This window comes from Nocardia sp. NPDC004068, assembly GCF_042874315.1.
Lineage (GTDB): Bacteria > Actinomycetota > Actinomycetes > Mycobacteriales > Mycobacteriaceae > Nocardia.
The window spans coordinates 281,065-302,971 of record NZ_JBIAMW010000001.1; the positions used below are offsets into that span (position 1 = coordinate 281,065).

At 69.9% G+C, this 21,907-nt stretch carries 3 protein-coding genes; 1 reads left to right on the plus strand and 2 read right to left on the minus strand.

Going from position 1 to position 21,907, the window contains the following annotated elements:
- Positions 1 to 552: 552 nt before the first annotated feature.
- Positions 553 to 20,148, plus strand: a complete 19,596-nt coding sequence (gene fabD / locus ACFYTQ_RS01405; RefSeq protein ID WP_387356087.1) for an ACP S-malonyltransferase — start codon at positions 553 to 555, stop codon at positions 20,146 to 20,148.
- Between the two features lie 130 nt (positions 20,149 to 20,278).
- Here the strand turns inward: fabD and ACFYTQ_RS01410 are convergent, their stop codons facing one another.
- Positions 20,279 to 21,508 carry a cytochrome P450 gene (locus ACFYTQ_RS01410; RefSeq protein WP_387356089.1) on the minus strand — a complete coding sequence of 410 codons (1,230 nt, stop codon included), beginning with the start codon at positions 21,506 to 21,508 and terminating at the stop codon, positions 20,279 to 20,281.
- Positions 21,505 to 21,774, minus strand: coding sequence for a phosphopantetheine-binding protein (locus ACFYTQ_RS01415; protein ID WP_387356091.1), 270 nt, complete (start codon positions 21,772 to 21,774; stop codon positions 21,505 to 21,507). Before ACFYTQ_RS01415 ends, ACFYTQ_RS01410 begins: the two co-directional genes overlap by 4 nt.
- Positions 21,775 to 21,907: the final 133 nt, after the last annotated feature.

Here is a 21,907-nt window from a genome sequence, read left to right on the forward strand (position 1 = left end):
GTCCGATTCTCGTGCGGGCGGTGATGTCGAATCCGGATTTCCGGTCCGCCGGTGGAACGGTATTTCCGGTCTTTTTCGGCAATGCCTGCTCCCTTCTTCTCGTTTGCGGAAAATATCCTGGGGTCGGTTGATCGCGCACTCGATTCGGGCATGACAATTCATGCTTGCGCGATGCGAAAGTGGAGGAAACCTTGGAACGTATTTCAGTTGTCGACCCTTGTCGGGTCCGTACGCTCAGTTCCTGAAAATATTCGGCCCGACGATCGTCGCCGTGCTTCCGGAACGCTGTCGGGAAGTCGACGAGCGATGAGTTCGAACCGTGCCTCCGAAGATACTGCGGGGCACCGACAACAACGAGGAGCGACGGTCGCGGGACCGTCGGGCGCTGCCGTAGCGCAGTGGCATCGGTGCCCGCATCCGCCTTCTGACCAGCGCCGACCGATCGCGTGGTGTGTCAGGGACGTGACCGCGCCTCGCCACGCGCCTCCGCGACGATGAGCGTGCCCGACTCCACGGGTCGCGAACGTCGGTTGCTGAAGGGGAATGGTGACGGTGTCGAACGGGAATGTGTTCATGTTCGCCGGGCAGGGCTCGCAGTACTTCGGCATGGGTCGCGAACTGCGTTCGGCCCACCCGGTTTTCGCGCGTTCGCTGCGTGAGCTGGGCACGATGTTCGCCGACCACGGCACGCCCGGCCTGCTCGACGAGCTGTATCGGACCGACGTCTCCGCGGCCACGCCGTTCGACGCGTTGCGCTACACCCATCCCGCGCTGGCCGCGCTGCAGTTGGCCCTGTTCGACATGCTCGTCGCCGAGGACATCGTGCCGGACTGTCTGCTCGGCTACAGCCTGGGCGAGTCGGTCGCGGCCTGCGCCGCCGGCGTACTGGACCGGGAACGCCTGGTCGCGTGCCTGAGCGAACAGGTCCGACTGGTCGAGCGGCACTGCCCCGAGGGCGCGATGCTGGCCGTGCTCGGGATCCGGCCCGAGGACTACGACCCGGCGGCCGACGAGGTCGAACTCGCCGCGATCAACTACGACGAGCATTTCGTGCTGTCCGGTCGTCCGGAGGCGATCGCGAGGGCCGGTGAGCGGTTGCGGGCCGCCGGTGCCACCTGCCCGATCCTGCCCGTCCGGTACGCCTTCCACACCGCCGACATGGATCGCATCGGCGCCGACTACCTCCGCGTGCTGGCCGCGGAACCCTTGCGGCAGCCCGAGATTCGCCTCATGTCCTGCGCCGCGAGCGGCTTCGTCGCCGACCCCGCTCCCGACGACCTGTGGCGAATGTTCCGCGCCCCCATTATGTTCCGGGACGCGGTGCGGCTGTTGGAGCAGCGGGAGGACGGGCTGCGCTATGTGGACCTCTCGCCGTCGGGCACCCTCGCGGGCTTCGCCGCCCGCGACTTCGGCCCGGACTCGACGGCCCGTACCTTCCCGCTGCTGGACCGGTTCGCGCCGGTGTCCCGCCGCCTCGAGGAGGTCCGAGCGTTGCGGCCGAAGACTGCCGCGCGCACGCCGTCCCGGCCGCCGCGGACCGCCGTGGTCTTTCCCGGCCAAGGCTCACAGCAGCTGGGCATGGCCGACGAGCTCTTCGATGAATTCCCCGATTTGAGAGCACAGGCGGATGAAATCCTCGGATATTCGGTTGCCGAATTGTGCCGGGAGGACGCCGCGGGAAATCTGGGTCGCACCGAATTCACCCAGCCCGCACTGTTCGTGGCCAATGCTCTGTACTACCGAGCCTGGGAGCGCGAGCACGGTCCGGCAAATTTTTTCGCCGGCCACAGTCTCGGTGAATACAACGCCCTCTGGGCGGCCGGCGCCTTCGATTTCGCCACCGGGCTGAGGCTGGTACGCGCCCGAGGCCGCCTGATGGCGGCCGCGACCGGTGGTGGAATGGCCGCGATCGTCGGCAAGAGTGAGTCGGCGGTGCGAGCCGTGCTCGCCGATCACGGTCTCGACCTCGACATCGCCAACTTCAACGCCCCGGATCAGCTGGTGCTGTCGGGTCCGGAGGACGTGGTGGCACGCGCCCAGGACGCTTTCACCGCGGCCGGTGCCCGATTTGTACGATTGCGCGTGAGTGGCGCCTTTCATTCGCGCTGGATGGCCGGCGCGCGAGCGGAATTCGAGCGGTTCCTCGCCGGAGTGGAGTTGCGTCCGCCGACCCGGCCGGTGATATCGAACGTGACCGCGCGCGCGTACCCGGACGCCGATATCCGCCCGCTGTTGCTGGATCAGCTCACGAGCCCGGTGCGCTGGGAGGCCGGCATGCGGCACCTGCTCGACCAAGGTGTCGGCGAGGTGGTCGAAACCGGCCCGGGGCGGGTGCTGACCGGACTGCTCGGCAAGATCCGCGCCGCGGCCGACGGCGACGTCCCCGTTCCATTCCGGAAGGATTCGGCCGCACCGGCTTCGGTGCCGACCCGGAGCGCCGGTATGGCGGTCGCGGTCGTCGGCATCGGGTGCCGGATGCCGGGCGCCCGCGATCATCGCCGGTTCTTCGCCAACCTGCGGGCCGGGGTGGACTCGGTGCGCGAGGTGCCCGCCGATCGCTTCGATGCCTCGCGCTACTACGACCCCGACATCACTCGTCCGGATCGTTCGGTCAGCAAGTGGCTCGGGGTGCTCGACGACCCGTACCGCTTCGACCACGAATACTTCGGCCTCACACCGCGAGACGCGCGCCTCCTGGATCCGCTGCAGCGGCTGCTGCTCGAGGAGACCCAGCACTGTCTCGACGACGCGGGCATCACCGCCGCCACGCTCGCCGCGGCGCGCACCGCCGTCTACATCGGCAACTTCGAGCGCGACCACCTCATCGAGATGAGCGACCGGCCGATCGAAAGCCATTCCGTGCTCGGCGTTTACGACTGTCTGCTCGCCAACCGCCTCTCGGACGCGTTCGACCTCACCGGCGCGAGCGTGTCGGTGGACGCGGCCTGTGCCTCGTCGCTGGTCGCGATCCACCTGGGCGCGCAGGCGCTGGAGACGGGCGAGACCGACTACGTGCTCGCGGGCGGGGTGAATCTGAGCACCCAGCCGTGGAAGTACATCGGCTTCTCCAAGGCACGCATGCTGAGCCCCGGCGGCCGCTGCAAGACCTTCGACCGGGACGCCGACGGCTTCGTTCCCGGCGACGGGGTCGGGGTGGTGCTGTTGCGGCGCCTCGACGACGCGGTGCGCGACGGCGACCACATCTACGGCGTGATCCGCGGCACCGCCGTCAACCACAGCGGCTCCCGCACCACGATCACCGCACCGACCGTCGCCGCCGAACGATCGGTCGTCGCCGCGGCGGTATCTCGCGCGGGTGTGGATCCGCGCGCGATCACCTATGTCGAAACACACGGCACCGGAACGGCTCTCGGCGATCCGATCGAGGTGGAGGCGCTGCGCCAGGTGTTCGCGCCCGCGTCCGGCGACACCGGCTGGTGCGCGCTGGGCTCGGTGAAATCCAATATCGGGCATCTCGAGGGTGCGGCCGGGGTGGCCGGCCTGATCAAGGTGCTCATGATGATGCAGCGGCGGCGGATCGTCCCCACGCTGCACGTGCGCACGGTCAATCCGCTGATCGATGTGACGAGCAGCCCGTTCCGCCTCGCGTTGGCGGAGTCGGACTGGCTGCCCGCCGCACCGGGAGCGCCGCTGTGCGCCGGGGTTAGTTCGTTCGGATTCGGGGGAGTGAACTCCCACATCGTCGTGGAGGAATACGTGGGGGAGCGGCCCGCGAACGCGGCGGCATCATTGACGACGGAACCTGGTGCGCGCCAACCCTTCCTGCTGTCCGCGCACACTCCCGCCGCACTCGATCGTCTGGTGACCTCCTGGCGGCAGGCCACCGGAGCCGACGGCTACGTGGCCGCGCCGATAGCCGACATCTGCAAGACGTTGGCGACCGGCCGCACTCATCAGCGAATCCGGCTCGCCGGTCTGGTCGCCTCCTACGCCGACATCGACGCACTGCTGTCCGCGGCGAGCGGAACAGCGACAGCGGAGCCGCAGGGCTGGGCCCTGGAGATCGGGCTGCTGCCGCTGCCCTCGCCGGACGAACTCGAAAGCCTGCTCGCCGCAGCGCCTTTCGACGAGATCCTCACCGACTGCGCGGCTGGCGAGACCCCTGCCGAGCGGGCGGCCGCCATCCGAGCCGAGTTGTCCCAGGGCGGCGAGCGGGCCCGATCCCGGTACACCGAGCTGATCGTCCGCGCACTGCTGCGCCTGGGACTGCGCCCCGATCTGGTGGTTCCGATCGGAGCGGGCATCCGGCCCACCCTCGCCGCTCTCGGCTGCCTGGACTCCCCGACCGCCGTCGAAAGCGCCACGGGCGCAACCGGACAATCGGACCTTCGCCCACCGGCATTCCCGGTGCTGGTTCCCGCGACCGGTCGAGTCGTCCATCCGATCGCCCTCGACCGGGACTACCTCGCCGAGCTCGCCGCCACCCCGGATCCTGCACCCGCCACTCTCACCGCGGCACTGGATCTGGCGATCCGCCTCGCCGGTCAACGCACCCTGCGCCAATACCTGCACGACTGGCAGCGCGTGCTCGACGAGCGTGGGCTCGCCGACTGGACCGTCCGCGATCCGGCTGCTGTCGCCTCGAAGACCGCCTTCCAGCCCCGCGAAACGCTGATCCTCACCGTCGCGTTCCAGCACGCGCTGCGTCGGCTCACCAGCAAATGGTCGCTACCGCTGGCTCGGCTCGACGCCGACGAGCGCGTAATGGAGTTGGTCGACCTCCTGCTCGACGACGTCCTGACCCCCGCCGCGGTTCTGGATCTGCTGCTCGGCGGCGCGGACGGACTCGCCGCGGCCGCCGCGCGGGCCGATCGTGATCGAGTGGACCTTGCCCAACCGGATCGTTACCCGGTGCTGCGTCGTCGCCACGCGTTCCCGACCGGCCTGCGCGATCCTCGAGACTGGGTCGAATCGAATGCCAGCACAGCAGATTTCGCCGTTCCCGACGGGTTGTCCGTCGTACGGGTGGGCGCCAGAGCGGGCGTCGCGGATCCGGCGGTGTCGATCACCGGCACTCCGGCGGCCGACCCGCTCACGCCCGCCCTACTCGAATTGTGGCGTCGGGGAGTGGATATCGACTGGTCGCACCATCCCGTCGGATCGGCCGGAGTCACCGTTCCTCTGCCCACCACGGAGTTCGACGGCATCGTGCATCGCGACGCTCCCGCCGTGGACGAGCCGCAGGTGATCGAGGTAGCGGCGGAGTGGGTGACCGCGGATTCCCGAATCGGAGCGGAGCCCGGTCCCGTCCTGATAGGGGCATCGCCGACCCAGCTCCATGAAATACGCGGCGCCGCAGCGGGTCCGGCGAAGGCCGCGAGCGCCGCGTTTCCCGCCGTGAGGTTCGCGGCCGTGCTCGACGGCGCCGTCCCGGACACGACCATCGATGCCGGAACCTCGGTCGTCCCGCTCACCGACTCCGATGCCTGGGACCGCGCTCTCGACACCACCGCCGAGTTCGGTGCGCCCGTGCGCGCGGTGATCCTGGTCCTCGGCGGCCTCGAGGGCCCCGCCGCCGCCCTGCAGGCCGCCAAGGCCGCCTTCGGGCTGGGTGTCACGATCCTCGCGGTCGGCCGGCACGACAATGGTTCGCTCCCACCGGATCTGGCGGCGCTGTCCGGTATGGCGCGCACCCTGCGCCGCGAAACCGACGGGGTCCGCCTGCGGGTGGTCGCGCTCGGTGGCGGCCTCGCCGATCCGGCCACCTGGGCCGTGCTCGCCGACGAGGCCGCTCGGCACGACGGCGGCGACCTCGTCCGGCATCACCTGGGCATCCGGGCCACGCGCCGCTTCGTTCCCCTGCCCGCCGCCGCACCGCATACCGTGGAGCCGTCGCCCGACGGCGATGTCTACGTGATCACCGGCGGCCTCGGCCGCATCGGCCGCCTCGTCGCCGCACACATGCTCCGGCGTCCCGGAGTTCGAGTGGCATTGGTCGGGCGCACGCCGGAAGGCGATGTCTCCCATGTCGATCTCACCTCCGACGCCGACCGGGTGGGGTACTTCTCCGGCGACATCTCCGACCCGGCCGCTACGGGCGAACTACTGGATCGGGTACGGTCCCGCTTCGGCCCCGTCACCGGCGTCTTCCACGCCGCGGGTGTATTGCGGGACCGAAACCTGGTGCACAAGCCGCTCGCGGATCTGCGCGACGTTCTCGCCCCGAAGGTGCTCGGCGCGATCAATCTGGACCGCGCCACCCGCGACGACCCGCTGCGCGTGTTCGTCCTGTTCTCCTCGATGGTGGCGACCGTCGGCAATCCCGGCCAGGCCGACTACGCCACGGCCAACGCCTACCTCGACGAGTTCGCTTCGGCGCGAGAGGTGCTGCGCGCGAACGGAAGTCGTCGCGGACGCAGCGTCTCCATCGGCTGGCCGGTGTGGCAGGAGGGCGGCATGGCCGCCACCGGCGGCGGAATCCTGGTCGGCGACCACGGCATGCGCCCCATGCCCAGCGAGACCGGCCTGGCCATTCTGGACCGCCTGTGCGCCACCGGTTCCGGGGCGCATCCGATCCTGCACGGCGACCCCGCGGCCCTGCTGCGCTTGCTGGAACTCGACTCCTCGGCACCGAAATCGACTGCGCCACAAACGAAACGCGCTGTCGCCGAAACAGCGACCACTGTCCCCGTGACGGAGATGGCGTCGGTGACGGCCCTGTCCCGGCGCTATGTCCGGGATCGCATCGCCGCCCTGCGCGGCGTCGACCCCGGCACGATCGATCTGCACACCGGCCTCGACCAACTCGGGCTCGACTCCATCGTCGTCAGCGAGTTCAACGCCACCGTCGCCGCCGAACTGGGCCCGGTGAGCGAAACCCTCCTGTTCGAATCGCGCAATCTCGCCGCGGTCGCCGACCGCATCGCCGCCGCTCGACCGACCGAACTCGCGTCTCGATACGGTTCCGCGGCAACCGACGACAACGGCTCGGCCGAGCCCGCGGGCACCACGACCGAACCACGAACGGCGGTGCACACCGTCGCCGAGACTGCGGTCCGCGACCGCGATATCGCGGTGATCGGCATGGCGGGCCGCTACCCGCAGGCCCCCGACCTGGACGCCTTCTGGCGCAATCTCGCCGAGGGCCGCGACAGCGTCACCGAGGTCCCCGCCGACCGCTGGGACTCCCGCGACCGCCCCGAAAGCCGCTGGGGCGGCTTTCTCACCGACGTCGACGCCTTCGATCCGCTGTTCTTCGGCATCTCGCCCCGCGACGCCGCCGCGATGGACCCGCAGGAGCGCCTGTTCCTCCAAACCGCCTGGCACGCTTTGGAAGACGCGGGCTACCCACCGCTGCGTCTGGGTGACCCCGACCAGCCCGGAGCCCGCTCGGTCGGCGTGTTCGTCGGCGTCACCACCCAGACCTACCCGTACCTGGACACCCGGCGGCGGCCCGACGACCCGATGGTTCCGCCGTCGAATCAGTGGGCCATCGCCAACCGAGTCTCCTACCGGCTGGATCTGCGCGGACCCAGCATGCCGGTGGACACGGCATGCGCGGCGGCGCTCACCGCCATCCACCTCGCGGCGCACAGCCTGGTTCGCGGTGAATGCGAGATGGCATTGGTCGGCGGGGTCAACCTCTACCTGCATCCCGTCAAATTCGACTGGCTGGCCCAACTGCGGATGCTCTCCCCGACCGGACGCTGCCACACCTTCGGCGCGGCCGCCGACGGCTTCGTCCCCGGCGAGGGCGTGGGCGCGGTGGTGTTGAAGCCGCTGCGCGCGGCGCTGGCCGACGGTGACGAAATCCTCGGCGTCATCAAGGGATCCGCCGTCGGACACGGCGGCCGCACGAGCGGGTTCACCGTCCCCAACCCGGTCGAACAGGCCCAGGTCGTGCGCCGCGCCCTCGCCGACGCCGAGGTCGGCCCGGACACCATCGGCTACCTCGAGGCACACGGCACCGGAACCCAGCTGGGCGACCCCATCGAACTGTCCGGGCTCACCCTGGCCTTCGGTGATCTCCCCGCGGGCAGCTGCGCCATCGGCTCGGTGAAATCGAACATCGGTCACCTCGAATCCGCCGCGGGTCTCGCCGGGCTGACCAAGGTGCTGCTGCAACTGCGGCACGGCCGCCTCGTCCCGTCCCTGCACAGCGAACCGGAGAACCCGCGAATCACTCTCGCGGACACGCCGTTCCGCGTGAATCGCGGCCTCACCGACTGGCCCCCACCGATGGTGAACGGTGCGCCGGGCCCGCGCCGGGCGGGCATCAGCGCCTTCGGCGCGGGCGGGGCCAACGCACACGTCATCGTGGAGGAAGCGCCGCCGCGCGAGCAGGTGCGCGGGCCTGCCCAGGGCACGCACCTCGTGGTGGTCTCGGCCACCGACCGGGAACGACTGCGGGCCCACTGCGCCCGACTGGCTCGGGCGATCGACAGCCGTGCGGGCGACTACCGCGTCTCCGAACTCGCCTATCAACTGCAGGTACGCCGTGAGCCGCTGGACGACCGACTCGCCCTTCTGGTCGAGGACACCGCGACGCTCACCGACCTTCTCCGCGCGGTCGCCGAGGACCGCCCGCTGCCCGCCCCGCATCGGCTGACCGGAACCGGCACCGCTCCGCGTCCGGACGACATGTGGGAGAACGAGATCGCCACCGCAATCGCGGCCCGCGACCTCCCCGCCTTGGCGGCGCTGTGGGTCGAGGGCGCGCACGTGCCGTGGGAGCGGCTGTACTCCACGCCCATGCCGCACGTTCGGCTGCCCGGTTACCCGTTCGCCACCGAGCGCTGCTGGCTGCCGGACGCCGCACCCACCCGAGGCTCGCAGGCGATCCCCACACCACTCGCCGGGACGCCGGACGCCACCGGTTCGACCATCGAATTCACCGGTGCCGAACCAATACTCGGCGACCACCGCGTCGACGACGTCCCGATCCTGCCCGCTGTCGCCTATGTGGAAGCGGTACGCGCGGCCGCGAACATCGACGTCCCCTTCCGCGTGCGCAACACCGTCTGGTACGCGCCGATCGCGGTCCCGCAACCGCGAACGGTCCGGGTGGAACTGTCGAACACCGGTCAGCGCAACACATTCGAGCTGACCGACCGATCATCCGGCACGGTCCACGCCACCGGACTGCTGGAAACCTCGACCGACGGCTCCCCGGAGCCGTTGGACATCGCCGCGATCCGCGCCCGCTGCTCGACGACCCGGACCGCCGCCGAGTTCTATCCCGAGATCCGCCGCCGCGGACTCGCGCTCGGCCCCACCTATCAGGGCATCACCGAACTGAGGTACACCGACGACGAGGCCCTCACCGAACTGCGCCTGCCCACCCCCGCCACCGGCCACCTGCTCGACCCCGGCATGCTCGACGCCGCGCTGCAAGCGAGCCTGTGGCTCCTCGCCCTGCGCACCGACCGGCTGCACCTGCCCTACTCGGCCGGATCCGTCGAAGTGCACGGCGGCACACCGAAATCCGGATACGCGCACGTCGTTGTCCGCAAGTCCACCCCCGATGGCACCAAACTGGACGTCAGCCTGGCCGACGTGGACGGTCGCGTCCTGGTGAAGGTCACCGACTTGTGGCTGCGCCCCTGGCAGTCCGCGGCCGCACCCGACCGAGCCGGATCCTGGTTCTTCCCTGAATGGGTCGCGGCGCAACGAGATCAGCGCCGCGATCCCGGTCGCACGCTGATCGTCGCCTCGACACCGGCGCTGGGGGAGCGTCTGCTGGATGAATTGGATCGACGAACCGGCCGCCGAGGCTCCGCCGTGCTCGCCACCCTCGGAACCGAGTTCGCCACCGCCGGGGCTGGCCGCTACCTGCTGGATCCGCTGTCGGAGTCCGACATCGAAGCCGTCCTCGCGGCGATCAGGCCGGTCGATACAGTGATCACCACGCACCCCGAATCATTCGGCACCGCAACTGATTTCGATGCCGCGTTCGACCATGCCGTCCTGCCGATGTTCCACCTGATCCGGGCACTCGTCCGAGCCGGTGGCACGCGGCGGGTTCGCGTCGTCGCCGGAATCCCCGCGGCCTCACCGCCGCATCGGGCGCTCGGCGGTCTGCTGCGCACGGCGACCCGCGAGAGCACCCGGATCTCACACGTCCTGGTGGAACTCCCCGACTTCGACGGCGAGTCCACCGAACAGTTGATCGCCGAGGCCCTCGGCGCGGCCGACGGGATCCACATACGGGCGACGGCCGAAGGCCGCGACGTGCGTCGCTGGCGGCGCTCCACCCCGTCGCCCGACGCCCCGGAACTCCGCCGCGGCGGTGTCTACCTGATCACCGGGGGCGTCGGAGGTTTGGGCGCACTCGTCGCGGAATGGCTGGCGCGAACGGCCGGAGCGCGGGTGGTCCTCGTCGGCCGCTCACCGCAGGACGCACGCGCTCGGGCAGTGCTCGATCGCGTGACCGAACTCGGCGGCGAGGGCCGCTACATCCAGGCCGATGTCTCCACCGCCGCCGGCGCCCGCGCGGCCGTGGCTGCCGCGGACACCGAATTCGGTGCGCTGCAAGGGTTCTTCCACTGCGCCGCCGTCCTGCGTGACGACTACCTCGTCCGCCAGAGCGCCGACAACATGCGCGCGGCGGCGGGCGCGAAGGCGTTCGGCGTGGTCCAGCTCGACGCGGCCCTGTCCGGCCGCGCGCTCGAGGTCAGATGCCTGTTTTCCTCGGCGGCGGCCGCGCTCGGCAGCGTCGCCCAAGCGCCGTACGCGTACGCCAACGCGTTCCTCGACGCCTACGCCGAGTGGTGCACCGACCGCGGTCGGCGCACCGTTTCCATCGGCTGGCCCCTGTGGGCCGACGGCGGGATGCGGGTGGATGCCGAAGTCGCCGAACGACTCCGGGCGGTCTTCGACATGGAGCCGCTCGACACCGACGAAGGTCTGGCCGCGCTCGGAACCGCCGTCCGCACCGGCACACCCCATCTGGTCTACGTTCCCGGCGACGGCACCGCAGTGGCTCGTGAACTCGGCGCTGACAATCACGACGACGAAAAGCCGACGGGGACAAGCGAACAACAGATCCCGGACACCGCGGTGCACGATCTCGTCATCGCCGATATCGCCGATATCGCCGGTCTGGCACCCCACCGGATTCGCTCCGACCGCGCCATCGGTGACTACGGCTTCGACTCCCTCTCCTTCGGCCGCCTGGCCAACCAGCTGAGCAAACGCCTGAACATCGACCTGACCCCGGCCCTGTTCTTCGAATACACCACCGTCCGAGCGGTCGCCGGCCACCTCCGATCCGAATATCCCGCCGCGATCGCCAGCGCACTGGCCGACACCGCGGCCACCCCGGCCGCGACCACGCCCACCCAGACCACGACCGAATCAGCGCCACCCGCCAAGACCGTCCCCGGCGACACCGCGCAATCCGGGCCGGAACCGATCGCGATCATCGGCATGCATGCCACCCTGCCCGGCAGCCGTGACCCCGACGAATTCTGGCGTCACCTCGCGGCGGGCGACGACCTCGTCACCGAGATTCCCGCCCAACGCTGGGACTGGCGCGACAACTACCACCCCACCCCGGGCCCGGGCCGCACCAACAGCCGCTGGGGCGGATTCCTGCCCGAGGTGGACACTTTCGACGCCGCCTTCTTCGGCATCACGCCGCGCGAGGCCCGGCTGATGGACCCGCAACAGCGACTGTTCCTGCAAACCGCGTACCGCGCGATCGAGGAGGCCGGGTACCGGCCCGCCGAACTGGCCCATGGGCGGACCGGACTGTTCGTCGGCGTCGGCTCGCACGACTACCAGGAGTTGCTGCGGGAGGCCGGGGTACCGGTCGAAGCCTTCACCACCACCGGGATGTTCCACGCCATCCTGGCCAACCGGGTGTCCTATCTGCTGGACCTGAAGGGCCCGAGCTTCCCGATCGACACCGCCTGCTCCAGTTCCCTGGTGGCACTGCGTTCGGCGGTCGAATCCCTGCGCGTGGGCAGCTGCGACACCGCACTGGTGGGCGGAGTGAATCTACTGCTCGCGCCCATGGTGTACATCTCCTTCGCCCGCGCCGGGATGCTCAGCCCCACCGGGCGATGCCGCACCTTCGACGCCGCCGCCGACGGCTACGTGCGGGCCGAGGGCGTCGGCGCGCTGCTGCTGAAACCGCTGTCGGCGGCCGTGCGCGACGGCGATCACATCCACGCCGTCATCCGCGGCAGCGCCGTCAATCACGGCGGCAGGGTCAACACCCTCACCACCCCCAACCCGAACGCCCAGGCCGACCTGATCGTGGCCGCCTTCGAGGAGGGCGGCATCGATCCCGCCACGGTCGGGTACCTCGAATTGCACGGCACCGGAACGGCATTGGGCGACCCGATCGAGATCAACGGCATCCACCGGGCCTTCCGCGAACTGCGCGATCGCGCGGGCCGTCCCCGCCTGACCACCCCGACCACGATCATCGGCTCGGTCAAATCGAATATGGGACACGCCGAGGCGGCCGCGGGCGTCGCGGGCATCGTCAAGGTGATCCTCGCGATGCGGCACGGCCGCATCCCCGCCAACCTGCACTTGCACGAGCTGAACCCGCAGATCCGTCTCGACGGCGGCCCCTTGACCATCGCCGACCGTGAATTGCCCTGGCCCCGCCCGCGTACCGCCGAAGGCGCCGAACAACCGCGACGCGCGGGCGTGAGCTCCTTCGGTTTCGGCGGCGTCAACGGCCACGTGCTGCTCGAGGAATACCTCCCTCCCGCAACGGCTTCCGCACCGTCCTCGGGGGAGCAGATATTCGTGCTGTCGGCCCGAACCCCGGAACGACTGCGCGCCTACGCCGCCGCACTCGCGACCGCTTGCGCCACCGCGGGCGACCCGGCCGATATCGCCTACACCCTCCAGGTCGGCCGAGAACCCATGGCGCACCGGCTGGCCGTGGTCACCGCCTCCCTCGGCGTCCTCGCGGCCGAACTCTCCGCGTTCGCCGAAACCGGTGTGCCCGGGCCCCATTCGCTCACCGGTACGCCGGACCCGGACGCCGAGCCCTCGGATCTCCCGGCGTCCGATTTCGCGGCCCGATGGATAGCGGGCGGTGACGTGGACTGGGCCCTCCTGCACCGGAACCGTTCGCCTCGACGAGTCGGCCTGCCCACCTATCCTTTCGCGCCGGACCGCTACTGGATCCCGGAAGATCGCGCCCCGCAACCCGATCCGCGGGCGACCGGCGCCGCCCTCCCGCTGTCGTCGAAGACCTCCGGCACCGCGAGTTCACCCACCGAGGTCACCTTCGATGTCCGGTTGTCTCCCGACGACCCCCTGATCCGCGATCACGTGGTCCAGGGCGCGAATGTCGTCGCCGGAGTGGTGCAACTCGAACTGGCCGCGGCCGCCGTCGCCGAGCACCGGCCCGAACTGCGCCACGTCGTCGACCTGTGCTGGTTGCGGCCGCTGGAGGTCCCGGCGACGGGAACGACGGTATCCATCCGCCTGACCGAGACCGCGGGCGAACTCCGCCACGAGATCCGAACCGGCACCGAGCCGGAACAAACCGTCCACTCCACGGGCCGGTGGATCCCGGACGACGGCTCCGCCCCCGAACCCCTCGACCCGGATCACCTCGCGAGCCGGTGCCCCAACGAGATCCGCGACTCCGACATCTACCGCACCTTCGAACGCATCGGCATCGACTACGGTCCCGCCTTCCGCGGAATTCGCGCCGCCCGCGCGGGCGAAGGGAGCCTGCTGGCCCGCGTCGACGCCGAGCGACCGGCGACCGTCCTCGACGCCGCCCTCCAGGCTGTCACCGTTCTCGCGGCCGCCCAGGGAGCCGAACCATCGACCACCCGGCTGCCGTTCGCGGTCGACCGGGTCGAGCGCTTCGCCGAACCACCCACCCGCGGCTACGTCCATGTGACGACCCGCGACACCGAGCACGATGTGGTGATCGCCGACGAGTCGGGCCGCGTCTGCGTCCGCTTCTCGGGTGTGACGATTCGCGAGGCACCCGATCCGCTCGACGGGATCTTGTATCGCCCCGAGTGGCAGGCCGAACCCATCGCGAACCCCGGTGTCTCCCACGGGAACTGGCTGATCGTCCAGCGCGGGAACGCGTTCGGCCTCGCCGCCGCATTGGCCGACCGGCACGACGGACCGGTTCAGCGGCTCGTGGTCGGGACACGCAACCAGCGCGTGAACGACGACACCTGGGAGATCGACGCCGACGATCCCGGCAGCGGTCTCACCGACTTCCTCCGCGCGACCGAACGGATCGACCAGATCTGGTTCCTCAGCGCCCTACGGGACGACCCGTCCGAATCGGAATCGACGAAAACCGGTGCGCTGCTGCTGTTCCGGCTCGTACGAGCACTGGCCGATGCCGGCCACCTCTCCGGCGTCACCCTTCGGGCCGTCGTCAACGACGCCTCCGACGCCGCCGGACGCCTGATCGGCAACCCGGAGGCGGCAGCGGTGGTCGGCTTCACGAAGTCCCTGGCCCGGGAGTATCCGCGGCTCGGCGTCAACTGCGTCGACATCGGAGTGCCCGTCGGGACCCGACCGGAACCCGGCGAACTGACCCGCATCATCGACGCGCTGCTCACAGAACCGACCCACCCGGACAATCGGGACGTGGCCCTGGCCGACGGCCGTCGCCTGGTCCGGCGGCTCCGGCCGATCCCGTCGATTCCCGTGCGACACAGCGTGTTCCGTCCTGGCGGTCACTACGTGATCTTCGGGGGAGCCGGAGGAATCGGCCTGGCACTGGCCGAATATCTGGCGCAGCGGGTGTCCGCCCGCCTGCTTCTGGTCGGCCGCGGTCCACGCGACCAGCGCATCGAGGACGCCCTGACCCGGTTGACCCGCCTCGGCGGCCAACCCGAGTACTGGCCCGCGGACGTCACCGACGCCGACGCGGTGCGGGCGGTGATCGATAAGGCTTCCGCGTCCGGTCGCATCCACGGCGTGATCCACGCGGCCATGGTGTTGCGGGACGGCAGCGTGGAACGCCTGTCCGAGCGCGCCTTCGAGGCGGTGCTGGCGCCGAAGGTGACGGGCACCCGCGTGCTGGGCCGGGAACTGAGCGGCGAACCGCTCGATTTCCTGCTGGTGTTGTCCTCGGTGCAGTCGTTCACCGGCGCCGCCGGGCAAGCGAACTACGCGGCCGCGTCCACCGCCCAGGATGCCCTGGCCCATCGCCTGGCCGCCCGCTGCGACTTCCCGGTCCACGTGGTGAATTGGGGACCGTGGTCGGGAGTCGGCCGAGTGGCGTCGCTCGAATATCAGCGGAGCCTGCGTGCCCGCGGCTATGTGCCGTTGACGCCCGCCGAAGGCATGTTGGCGATCGAGCGCGTCTTGGCCTACGGGGAGCGGCAAGTCGTCGTCGTGCGTGCCGACCGGCCCGTCCTGGATTCGATCGGCGTTCTGGAAACCCCTGCGCCGCGCCCTGATCCGGTGCCGCGCTTCGATGCCGACCCACGGGCGCGGGCCGCGCTCGACGATTACATTGCCGCCGCTGTCCGGCAGGTGTGCGCCCCAGCATTGCCCGCCCCCGGCGAAAACCGTTCCCGCGCGGACATCATCGCTCGGCTCGGGGCCGTGCCCGAACACCATCCCCTCGTGCATGCCCTGCTGGACATCCTCACCCGGCACGGTCTGCTCATCGAGGACGCCGGGCAGTGCACCGGAACGGCCGCGGCGGTGCGGGCGCCGCGTCCGGAAACCCTGCGGGCCGACTTCCCCACCCTCACCGCGCAGCTGGATCTGGTGATCCGTTGTATGTCGGCGCTGCCCGAGGTCCTCGCCGGTACCCGTCACGCGACCGAGGTCCTCTTCCCGGACGGCTCCAGCGATGCCGTGGCAGCCACCTACCGGACCCAGTTGACCGACTACTGCAATGCGATCGTCGCCCGCCGCATCGCCGATGCGCACCCGACGCGCGTTCTCGAGATCGGCGCCGGGACCGGCGCCACCACCGAACCGGTCCTGGCGGCGCTCGCCGCCGCCGGAATCGACGCCGAATACGACTTCACCGACATCTCCGCCGGACTGCTGCGCCGAGCCGAGCGATCCGTGCGACGCCAAGGCATTCCGATGCGCTTCCGTCGACTGGACATCGAAAAGCCGACGCGCCCACAAGGTTTCGAATCCGGCTCCTACGACGTCGTACTCGCGGGCAACGTCCTGCACGCCACCCACGACCTGGACGCCGTCCTGGACAGCGTCCTCGACCTGCTGGCCCCCGGCGGCATGCTGGTCCTCACCGAGGTCACCGCGGTGCAACCGTTCCACACCGTCACCTTCGGCCTCCTCGACGGTTGGTGGCGGCACCACGACGAGGGCCGTCGCCTGCCCGGCTCCCCGCTGCTCGACACCCATCTGTGGCGTAATCGCTTGGAGGATAGAGGTTTCACCGACGTGTCCACTCTCGGCTCCGCCGCTCCCGAACACCTGACCCAGCACGTGCTGACCGCCCACCGGCCCTCCGGAGCGCGACCCGACACCGCAACCGATCCGGCGCGTGCGGACGTGCCCGACCGGCCGACATCACCTTCCCGGTCGGCGGACGAACACCCCGACGGGCTCGTGGTCCACGGTCCCGGCACATCGGCACCGGATCCGCGACCTGTGCGGGCGGCGTCCCCGGAAACGAACGGCGACACCCGCGCCCTCGAAGAGGTCGTCCGGACGACCGTCACCGAACAGGTAGCGGGTTGTCTCGGCGTACCTGTCGACGAAATCCGCACGCACACACCGCTTTCGGACCTCGGTGTCGACTCGATCGTCGCGGTCGAGCTCACCAATCGACTCAACGACGCCCTCGGCACCACCCTGAAAACGATCGTGGTCTTCGACCATCCCACCGTCGCCGACCTGTCCGACTTCATCGCGAAACGGCACGCCGACCGGTTGACCGGACTCCTGCCGCAACAACCCACCCCGGCGCACACCGCCCCCACCAACGGGTCCACGACGGCGGGAGCGCTCGTCACACCCGTAGCCGTTCGATTCGAAAAGCCGGGCCACCCAAGGGATCTGCGAGTCGTCCCCGTCGAACCGGTCGCACCGGGCCCCGGCGAGGTCGAGATCCGGGTACGCGCGTTCCCGATCAACTTCTCCGATTTCCTCTTCGCCAAGGGCCTGTATCCGACCATGCCGGACTTCCCGTGCACCCCGGGTGTCGAGGTGTCCGGCGTCGTGGCGCGAGTCGGCGCGGGGGTGACCCGATTCGCCGTCGGCGACGAGGTGATCGCTTTGACCGGCCCGCGATTCGGCGGCCAGGCCACGTTGGTGGTGACCGACGCGGACTTCGTCGTCGCCAAGCCACCGCAGGTCAGCCACGAACAAGCCTGCGGTTTCCCGGTCGCGTTCCTGGCCATGTACCTCGCCTTCGAACGTGCCGCGGTCCAGCCCGGCGACCGCGTGCTGATTCCCTCGGCCACCGGCACCAACGGGCTCATCGCGATCCAACTCGCCCGCCTCGCCGGCGCCGAGGTGATCGCCACCGCGAGCACCGCCCACAAGATCGAATACCTGCGCGGCCTCGGCATCACCGACGCCATCGATCACCGGCGGACGGACGTCGTATCCGAGGTCCTGCGCCGCACATCGGGCGCGGGCGTCGACGTGGTCGTCAACACCCAGGGCGGCAACGCGATCCAACAGGGCCTCGACGTCCTCGCCCCCGAGGGCCGCTACGTCGAGACCGCGGTCTTCGGCCTCCAGGCCACCGCCGGGCTCGACCTGTCCCACCTGGTCGACAACCAGAGTTTCCACAGCCTCAACACGAAGAAGTACTTCCGCCGCCACCCCGAACAGCGCACCCACTACCTGTCCATCGCGGCCGATCACCTGGCCCGAGGCGCGGTGACCCCGACCGTCGCCCACATCGTGCCCTTCGATCGGATCGCCGAGGCGTACGCCCTCAAGGACAATCGCGACCTCATCGGCCGCGTCGTCGTGACCATGCCCGATCCGGGCGAGCCCGCCACGATCAGCCATACGGACCCGGCATCGAGTTCGCGACCGGAGGAGGCCGAACCGGTTGCCACACAACGCTTTACCGCGAGCTCGATGGGCGAACGGGTGATGGCTGCGAGCCAGCACAGCAACGGAACCCCTCCCGCCCCGAACGGTTCGGCGGAGGCACACCGTGATCCGGCCACGAAACCGCCTGTGCGGTCGTCCGGCGACAGCGAGGCGCACACCCCTCGGACGAACCCCGCCCGCGACACCGACATCGCGGTGATCGGCATGTCGGGACGCTTCCCGGGCGCCGCCGATCTCGACCAGTTCTGGCGGAACCTGGCCGACGGCGTCTGCTCGATCGGCCCGGTGCCGCCGCACCGCTGGGCCGCCACCGGACGCTGCCGCGAAGGCGGCTTCCTCGACGACGTATCCGGTTTCGACGCACGGTTCTTCGGTCTCGACGAGGCCGAGGCCGACTTCACCGACCCGCAACAGCGACTGTTCCTGGAGCAGTCCTGGCTCGCGCTCGAGGAGGCGGGCTACGCGGCCTCCGAGCTGCGCGGCCGCCCGTGCGGTGTCTTCGTCGGCGCCGGGCCGAGTCAATACCTGGCCCGCATGAGCGCGGCGGGCGTGGCCAAACCGGCCTCGGTGTTCTGGGGTAACGAGGCGTCGGTACTGGCCGGGCGGATCGCCTACTTCCTGGACCTCACCGGACCCACCATGACGGTCAACACCGCGTGCTCGTCATCGCTGGTAGCCCTGCATCTGGCCGTGCGCAGCCTCCTCTCCGGCGAATGCGAGACCGCCCTCGCGGGTGGCGTATTCCTCACCTTCGACCCGGACTACTTCACGGTCGCCGAGCGCGGCGGCATGCTGGCCGCCGACGGGCGCTGCAAAACCTTCGATGCGGCCGCCGACGGTTTCGGCCCGGGTGAGGCCGTCGTCGCCCTCGTCCTGAAGCCGCTCTCGGCCGCCCTCCGGGACGGCGACCACATCCACGGCGTCATCAAAGGCACCGCCGTGAATCAGGACGGCCGCACCAACGGCCTCACCGCCCCCAGCGGGCGAGCCCAGACCCGCGTGGTGCTCGAGGCCCTCGACCGGGCCGGTGTAGATCCGGCGACGCTCGGCTACCTCGAGGCCCACGGAACCGGCACGCGTCTCGGTGACGCGATCGAAATCGAGGCGCTGACAACGGCATTCGCCCAGCACACGAGCCGCACCGGCTTCTGCTCCATCGGCACGGTCAAGACGAATATCGGCCACACCGCCGCGGCCTCCGGACTGGCCGGAGTCGTCAAGGCGCTGCTGTCCATGCGCCACCGCCAACTCCCCGCCACCTTGCACCTGACCCACCCGAACCCGTTGATCGATTTCGACGACACACCCTTCGTCGTCAATACCGAACTGCGGCAATGGGATACGGACGCCGACCACCCTCGCCGCGCCGCCGTATCGAGTTTCGCCTTCAGCGGCACCAACGCCCACGTCGTCCTCGAGGAAGCCCCGCACGCCTCCGCCCCCGAACCGAGTCCCCGCACGCACGGCCCCTTCGTCATCCCCCTCTCCGCGCCGACCCCGACCGCGCTCGCGGCCCGCCGCACCCAACTGGCCCAGTGGCTCACCGACACCGGCGCCACGACCCCGCTCGCACACCTGGCCCACCATCTCCAGGTCCACCGCGACCACTTCCCGCATCGAGCGGTCTTCCTGGCCCACACTCACGAAGAACTACACGCCGCCCTGACCGCGACACACCCTCCCGCCTCAGCCCTCCCCGACATCGCCACCGCCTACCTGTCCGGCGCCGATGTCGACTGGCGCGCGCAATGGACCACGCCCGGCCCCCGTCTCTCCCTCCCCACCTATCCCTTCGAGCGAAAGGCCCACTGGTACACCGACAACGACACGGTCTTCGGCTCCGTCCCGACCGCGAACCCCCAATCCCCAACCGCCGCCGAGGAACCCGCCGAACTCTCGTCCGCTGACCCAGCCGGTGTCTCCCCCTGGGAGGTAGCGAATGCCGCGGTACTCCAGGCGATGTCGACGGTCCTCGCCCGGCCACACACCGATTTCGATCTCAACGCGACGCATACGGATCACGGCATAGATTCGGTCCGAGCCATGGCCATCGTCACCCAGATCAACCGAACCCTCGGCGATGTCATAGGGCCCACCGATCTTTTCAACCACCCCGACCTGCGCAGCCTCATAGACCACGCGGCGAACCGCCTCGCGGCCGCCGAAGCGAGATGAATACCCGCCGACCGTCCCTCGGGCGCGCAGGTCCGCTCGATCGGGGCGGCGGCATCGGGTCACCTGGTCCTCGGCTCGCGACGGGTGAGCGTTATGGCCGCGAAGGTGGTATCTCGCTCCCGGTGCGCGCTTACGGAGTGTTGTTGGCGCGCAGGGCAACCGGAAGGCTGGACAAGCCGCGGATATGGGCACTGAGCCGCCAGCTGAGCTCATCCGGATCCACCGCCAAGGCGAGGTGGTCGAACGTGTCCAAGAGGCGGCCGAAGGCGATCTCCGCCTCCAGCCGGGCCAGCGGTGCGCCGAGGCAGTAGTGCATGCCGTGGCCGAAGGCGACGTGGCCGGTCGGTCGGCGAGTGATGTCGACCCGGTCGGGGTCGGGGAAGCGGGCCGGGTCGCGGTTCGCTGAAGTGAGGGCTACGACGACGAATTCACCCGCGGGGATGTCGACACCGCCGATCCTCGTGGCCTGCTTGGTGTATCGCGTCGAGGTGATGTTGACGGGACTCTCGTAGCGGAGGAACTCCTCGATCGCGGCGGGCAACAGCGTCCGGTCGGCGCGCAGCGCGGCGAGCTGTTCCGGGTTGCGCAGCAGCGCCAGGGTGCCGCTGGCGATGAGGTTGACCGTGGTCTCGTGCCCGGCGAACAGCAGCAGGAACGCCGTCGACACCAGCTCGCGTTCGCTGAGGGCGTCGTCACCATCCCGGGCGTGCACCAGCCGACCCAGCAGATCATCGGTGGGCTGTTCGCGTTTGCGGGCCACCGACGAAACCAGGTACGCCTGCATGGCTTTGGCGGCGGCGCGCATTTCCCGGAAGCCGCCGGTGGTGCCGACGATCGCGGCGCTCCAGCGACGGAAGTCGTCCCGGTCGGCGGTGTCGACGCCGAGCAGTTCGCAGATCACGGTCAACGGCAGCGGGTAGGCGAATTCGGCGAGGAGGTCGGCCTCGTCCCGGCCGACCAGACCGGCGACGAGTTCGTCCGCGATCTCGGTGATGCGGGGGCGCAACTGTTCCACGGCGCGCGGCGTGAACACCGTCGAGACCAGCCGCCGCAGCCGCGTGTGCACGGGCGGATCGGAGTTGAGCATATGGGTGCGCAGGCTCTCACCCATCGTGTCGATGATGCCGCGCCCGCGGGCGATGCGCATGATCTCGTCGGAGTCCTTGGCGATCGCCGGGTCGGTCAGCGCCGCCCGCACATCGTCGTAGCGTGTCACCAACCAGAGACGTTCGCCGCCGGGGATGTCCGCGACACAGACTGGCGCCTCGGTGCGCAGTCGCTCGTAGAGCCGATACGGATCGGCGAGGAATGCGGCGTCCAACTCGACAGGACGGCGCCCGGCCACGGTCTGCTCGTTCACCCGACCGTCTCCTGGGACAGCAACTCCTCGACCGCCTCCCGGAATTCACCGAAGATCGGCGTGTCCCAGACCTGCAGCATGTCGACCTCGACGCCCAATTCGCGGCGCAGGAACGACACGATCCGGGTGACCATGATCGAATCGCCGCCCAGTTCGAAGAAGTCGTCGTCGTCCCCGACGTCGGCCACCCCGAGCGTTTTCCGCCAGGATTCCGCGATGATGTCCGCGGGCGGCGTCGACTCCGATGGGGTGGATGGGTCGGACATAGTCGAACTCCGTTCTCGGCCACAGTGATCGCGTCTCGATTGTCGGCCTCCGGCCTGGCATGCCACGTCTGCGGCTGTGCCGCAATCTCTCTCGCGAACCGCGAGCGCATCCGCGTCCCGGCCGCCGGATGCG

Excerpts from the sequence above, each read along its gene's own strand:
- ACFYTQ_RS01415 (WP_387356091.1), bottom strand. The coding sequence starts at position 21,774 with ATGTCCGACCCATCCACCCCATCGGAGTCGACGCCGCCCGCGGACATC.